Genomic DNA, 1,730 nt, shown 5'->3' with positions numbered 1-1,730 from the left:
GGCGGCTCCCTCAGCAGTCGTCCGCAGTCGCCCCCGCAGTAGACGGAGTCGGCCGGGCCGAGCCACTTGCAGTCCGGGCACTCGACGAGGTCGTCGGAGCCCGGGCCGGGCTCGGTGCCCGGCGGGGCGGACGGCGGTGGGCCGGCGGCCGGCTGCTGCGGGGGGCTGGTCATGGCGCTGGAGAGGATCAGGTGCTGCCAGTCGACGTCCTTCAGGCCGGCACGGACCCGGCCCGAGCCGGGCCCGTCCTCGATCCGCCGCAGCGCGTCGAGCAGGTGGGTGTCGCGTAGTTCGCCGGCCAGTTCGAGGGCCCGGGCGAGGTCGCGGTCGGCCGCCGCCCGGCCGTCGGGGCCGCGCAGCCAGGCCCGGTAGGCGCGGGCCACCGCGGCGCCGGCCTGCTGGTACAGCTCGTGCCGGCGGACGCCGGGGTGCCGGCGGGAGGCGTCGAGCGGGTTGTCGGTCCAGCGCACCAGGATGGGCTGCGGCGCGGGCAGCCGCACGGGGCGCCCGACGTCGGGTACGACGAGCTCGACGGCGGCGAGCTGGAGGTCCTCGTCCCGCTCGCGGCCGGTGGGGTCGGCCGCGAGCACCACCTGGAAGTGCCGGATCTCGTCGCCCCAGGCGCGGGTGACGTACTCGGCGCCGCGTGCGGACGACCCGGTGGTGGTGGCGAGGAGTTCCTGTTCGCCGGGCACGATCTGCTTGACCTGGCGGATGACCGTGCCCGGGGTGGGGGTGAGCCGGATGCGCAGCTCGGGTACCGCCGTGCCGAGCAGCCCGGTGACCAGCTCCTCGTACGCGGCGGTCAGTTCGGACTCGCTGCGGACGGCGCCGGCCCGGCCGTGCAGCCGCCGGGTGATGCGCAGCAGCAGTTCGGCGTCCCAGTCGTCGCCGATGCCCCAGGCGTCGCAGACGAACCGGCCCTCACAGGCGTCCAGGGCGGTGTCCAGGGGCATGGCGGCCCGGTGGTCGTGCTCGTTGCGTCCGTCGGTGAGCAGCAGGACGTGCTTGACGGGCGCGGGCTGTTCCTTCAGCAGCCGCCGGGCGAGGTCGAGCCAGGTGCCGATGGCGGTGCCGCCGTCCGCGTCCAGGATGCGTACGGCCCGCTCGGCGGCGTCCCGTTCGGCCGGCCCGGCGACGGCGGGCGCGGCACGGCCGGGGCCGGGGTGCACGACGGTGGCGTCGAATCTGCCGGAGAGCACGGCGAAGGCGGTGCCCTCGGGCAGCATGCGCACCGCGGCGACGGTGGCGTCCTTGGCGGCGCGCAGCTTGGCGGCCGGGTGCAGCATCGACCGGGAGGTGTCGACGATCAGCACCTCGGCGAGCGCGGGGCCGCTGCCGGGGGCGTGTCCGGTGGTGAGCCCGGCGCCGTGGGCGCGGACGCCGATCTCCAGGACGGCGTGCATCTCGCGTTCGGCGCTCTGCCCGGCGGGCGCGGCGGCGGGCAGCTCCTTCTGCTGGCCGACCGTGAGCGTCACCTCGGTCTGCTCGGCCGTGGTCATGCTTACCCCTCCGCGAAGGTCATGGGTGTCCTCAGAAGGTGGTCAGGGGGCGGACCGCGTGGGCCAGGTCGAGCAGCCGGCCGTGCTCCCCCGCGGTGCGGGCCTGGGCGGCCAGCTGACGGAAGGAGTGCTCCAGCAGGGTGCGCAAGGCGTCCTCGTCCCCGGGTCCGAGGAGGTCCTGGGCGGGCGGCTCGGGACCCCAGCCCTGCGCGGGCCGGGCGTGCAGGG

Annotated in this window: 2 protein-coding genes; both read right to left on the bottom strand. The window is 76.4% G+C overall.

The features are described 5' to 3' along the window. Window positions 1-1,502 (bottom strand): vWA domain-containing protein (locus tag ACLU3S_RS36875; RefSeq protein WP_413956334.1); only part of this gene is annotated, 1,502 nt, incomplete at its 3' end. A 31-nt stretch (window positions 1,503-1,533) separates the two neighbouring features. Next, on the bottom strand, window positions 1,534-1,730 hold a 197-nt coding region (locus ACLU3S_RS36870; RefSeq protein WP_413956333.1), incomplete at its 5' end, for a hypothetical protein.

Origin of the sequence: Streptomyces sp. AF1A (assembly GCF_047340315.1) — a bacterium.
GTDB lineage: Bacteria > Actinomycetota > Actinomycetes > Streptomycetales > Streptomycetaceae > Streptomyces.
This window is presented reverse-complemented; position numbering and strand designations above follow the sequence as displayed.